The sequence below is a fragment of the Streptococcus sp. HMSC064H09 genome, from assembly GCF_001812625.1.
Classification (GTDB): domain Bacteria; phylum Bacillota; class Bacilli; order Lactobacillales; family Streptococcaceae; genus Streptococcus.
This window is the reverse complement of sequence record NZ_KV809601.1, coordinates 1-4,030: the sequence shown is the minus strand read 5'-3', so window position 1 is coordinate 4,030 and position 4,030 is coordinate 1. Positions and strand designations below refer to the sequence as shown.

Below are 4,030 nucleotides of genomic sequence, written 5' to 3'. Positions count from 1 at the left end.
GATTCAGAATTTGATACAGATTGTGATTCTGAAACAGACGCACTCTCTGAGGCTGACTCACTTTGTGAGACGCTTGTCTTCAAGGACTCACTCAAGGAACTTGAGACACTCGCTGATTTCACGGCACTCAAAGACACACTTGTTGAAACAGATTGACTTTGTGAGACGCTCGTCTTCAAAGACTCACTCAAGGAACTTGAAACACTCGCTGATTTCACGGTACTCAAAGACGCACTTGTTGAAGCAGACTGGCTTTGCGAAACGCTGGTTTTCAAGGACTCACTCAAGGAACTTGAAACGCTCGCTGACTTCACAGTACTCAAAGACGCACTCGTTGAGGCTGACTGACTTTGTGAAACGCTGGTCTTCAAGGATTCACTCAAGGAACTTGAGACACTCGTTGATTTCTCAGCACTCAAAGATGCACTCGTTGAAGCGGATTGACTTCGAGATTGGCTGGTCTTCAAAGATTCACTCAAAGAACTTGAGACACTTTTTGAGGCTACCGTACTCAATGAAAGGCTAGTCGATGCAGACTGCTTAGCAGACTCACTTCGACTTTGAGAAATCGATTCCTGCTTAGACTGACTGGCACTTTGCGACACTGACTGGCTGTAATCACTATCCGACAATTTCACCGTCACAACATTGGTCGTACTGTCTTTATAAGTAATCGTTACCGTACCATCACTATTAACCGTATAAGACTTAATACGGTTGGCGACCTCTGGATTCAAGGCAGACACGGCCGCAATAATCTTACTCTTATCTGCGTCTGTTAGGGCAGTCAGGCTGGTCACCTGAATAGTGCTTGTCGGCGCCACACCCGGTGTACGATCTGCCAAGCGCCCCTGAGTAATACGAATTTCACCCAAGCCATTTGGACGGTTCATATTTGATGCATTGTCAATAGCAGCAACATTACGTTGCCATGTGTTGCGGTATGAATGATAAAGATCATCCTTCAAATGAATGGTCGTTGTGATGGTTGCAGGATTATCAGTCGTAGCTGTGATATCTCCCGTAATCGGTGCAATATTACCAGTTCCGTACTGGCTACTACCAAAGAAATTGCCGTTCAAGGCATTGTCATTCAAATCGGCTCTTGCAACGACTTTCATTTCTTTAAGCTTGCCACTGTCATCTGTAGCCGTGAAAGTCAAAACAGCATCATCACCAGCATAGAGGGTATAGTTTTTCCCACCACCTTCGAGAGGCGTTGACTTAGGTTCCACACCATCAACAGTCAACTTGGCCATCACTTCAGGACGCGTTCCGTCCGTTACAGCCACGGAATTGCTAGCATCTGAATACACCGCATAATCACCATACATGATGCGAGCTTTGGCTGTTACACCACCTGTTTGTAACTTAACAGTCGGCGTCACAATCGCTTGACCCGAAGCATCTGCCACTGCTGTCCCAACTTCGTCGTCATTATTGTATAGAACAACCGTTGATCCTGGCTCAGCCCCTGTCACCGTTACAGGCGTCTGTGTATAACCCTTATCCAATAATCTCGTTTCAACGGTTGGTGCTGGTAGGCGCTTCACTGGAGCAGTGACATCATTAGTGGTGTTATCTTTATAAGTAATGGTTACCACACCAGATGATGAAACGGAATAAGATTTAAAGTCCTTTGAAGTGGCAATATTTGGGTTAGCAGTCTTAAAAGCCTCCCAAACCTTATCTTTTTCAGCCTGAGCGAGACTACTTGTGTCATTAACAAAAGTACTCGTTGTCACCGCCGTAATCGGATTACGAATACCATCATTTTGCGGCAAAACCTGAATACGAAGCGTGCGTGTCACTGACTGCTTAGCCGTATTAGTCACTACAAAAGAAACATTATAAATTTTCCCAGGCGTTACGACCTCTGTCTGCCCAACAGTCCCCACAATATTAAAGGCGACTGCACTATTTTTCAATGCAGAGGTCTGAGGCACGTTGATCCCATTCACACGATCACTACCAGAAGCGTAGCCAATGCTTTTAATACTATTTCGTGTAGGAATGGTTTCAACAACATTATAAGCATGATTGATGTAGTCAGAGTTATAAACAGAAATCAAGGCATTGTTAGCCGGACCTAAATTATACTGGGGTGCACGAAGGTTGCTATTAGCATCAATGCGAGAACCATTACGAGGATCACGCTGACCAGATGTCGCACGAAGCACCGCATTGGCAAGACTATTTCTAGCCTGACGAGCCTGACTAATCGTAGGAGCTACATCACCATCACGATCAGCCAGACTGACACGAATGGCACCCAAGGCTTTATCTCCCTTGAGAATAGCAACATCCGTATTTGGCAAATCAACAGCTTGAGCTTTATAGGTATAAATGTCTAAGGCTAAATCCTTGAGACGTTTTTCTTGTTCTAAACGCTCAGCATCAGCCACAACCGAGGCAGCTAGTAGCCCAGTCGCCGTATCAGATAATTTGAGATTCGTTTGCACTTCAGATGTCAAGAAAGCGTTTAACAAGGTTGACTCTGAGCTGACAAGGGACATCCCTACTTTAGTGTCGCTACTACTATCACTCTTGCTAACTGACTGAACAGATGTACTTGTACTATGCTCTGATGATTTTTCAGCTGCGCTCTCTGACAGACTATGTGAAGAAGAATCCGTCTGACTTACTGATTCCGACTTAGAAGCTAATGAAGCTGACAAGGAAGCAGAAAGCGAGGCACTCAATGACAAGGATGTCGATCTTGAAGCTAATTCAGAAGCAGAAACCGATTGGCTGCGTGATAAAGACTCACTCAAAGAAGCCTCCGAAGTCTGACTTGACGCAGTTTCTGATGACTCTTGACTATTTACTTGACTCTCTTGAACACTGGACACAGACTCCATATTTCCAAGAACAACGGAATCAGATGTAGCCAAGAAATCAGTCTTAGCTCCTGCTTCACTTTCCAAAATCGGCTGATCAGTCATTTCATCCGCATGAGCTACTTGAGTCACAACAGAACCACCTAACAAGGCCCCCGTTGCAAGCACTCCCTTAAGCACTGTCTGACCTGAAAAAGCAGGTGCATCCACCTCTACCTGCTGGCCAGCAACAGACGGTGTATCCACACCCCCTCTAAACACCTTGAAAAGACCAAAATTCGACGTCGCCGCACGAAGCCAGTGCTTCCCTGACTTAACCAATTTAAAGCGTGTCACACGATCGGTTTCACGATATTGACCTTCATTCCTTCTAAAAAACATATAAACTCCATTTATTTTTGATTAAAACACTCCTTTAAATTTTATCATAAAATTAAGCAAAAAATCTCATTTCGAGATTGCTTTCTAGCAATTAATCACTTCTTTCAGCCCCCTAAAAATACGATAATAATGGTAACCCTAAGACTTATTAAAACTATTTGTATTTTTAGAATATCCGACTAAAAAAATCCCCTACCAATTAGGAAATCACTCTAATCGATAGGGGATATTTGATTATCTCGCTAGAAGATAATGATTAAACTTACTAAAACTTAGAAGTCTTCACTTTCTTCTTCGTCTTTCTTACGTTTAGCAAGAAAGGCGAGACCTGTTGCAGTTGCCAAAGCACCAAATGCCATTGACAATGATGAGTTTTCCTCACCAGTCTTAGGAAGCGCTTGGCTACCACGTTTGTGCTTAGGATCTTTCACTTCAGAAGTTGATTCTGAGACACTCAATGAGGCAGACACTGAAGCACTTGTTGAGGCAGAGGTTGAAAGACTTGCTGAAGTACTCAATGATATTGAAATACTTGTTGAAGCACTTGTGCTTTCAGAAGCACTCAAGAATGCTGATGTAGAAGCTGACTCTGATACTGAAGCGGATGCGCTCGCTGACGCTGACTCAGATGCTAAAGCAGATTCAGATGCGCTTACTGATTCTGAGACTGAGACTGAAGCGGATGTACTTGCTGACACTGACGCAGATGCTGATGCAGATTCTGATGCGCTTACTGATTCTGAGGCAGAGACTGAAGCGGATGCGCTCGCTGACGCTGACGCAGATGCTGATGCCGATTCAGATGCGCT

2 protein-coding genes and 1 pseudogene are annotated in these 4,030 nt (G+C 44.2%); 1 reads left to right on the top strand and 2 read right to left on the bottom strand.

The window, feature by feature from the left end; all coding sequences use genetic code 11:
- Both HMPREF2867_RS07890 and HMPREF2867_RS11705 read right to left on the bottom strand, forming a co-directional pair.
- On the bottom strand, window positions 1–3,221 hold a 3,221-nt coding region (locus HMPREF2867_RS07890), incomplete at its 3' end, for an accessory Sec-dependent serine-rich glycoprotein adhesin (protein WP_256263076.1).
- Window positions 3,222–3,493: 272 nt separating this feature from the next.
- Window positions 3,494–3,652, bottom strand: a complete 159-nt coding sequence (locus HMPREF2867_RS11705) for an LPXTG cell wall anchor domain-containing protein (protein ID WP_241525242.1) — start codon at window positions 3,650–3,652, stop codon at window positions 3,494–3,496.
- Between HMPREF2867_RS11705 and HMPREF2867_RS11700 the strand changes: the two are divergent.
- A pseudogene (locus HMPREF2867_RS11700) lies at window positions 3,633–4,030 on the top strand (hypothetical protein); the annotation flags it as partial. The gene HMPREF2867_RS11705 and the pseudogene HMPREF2867_RS11700 sit on opposite strands and share 20 nt — an antisense overlap.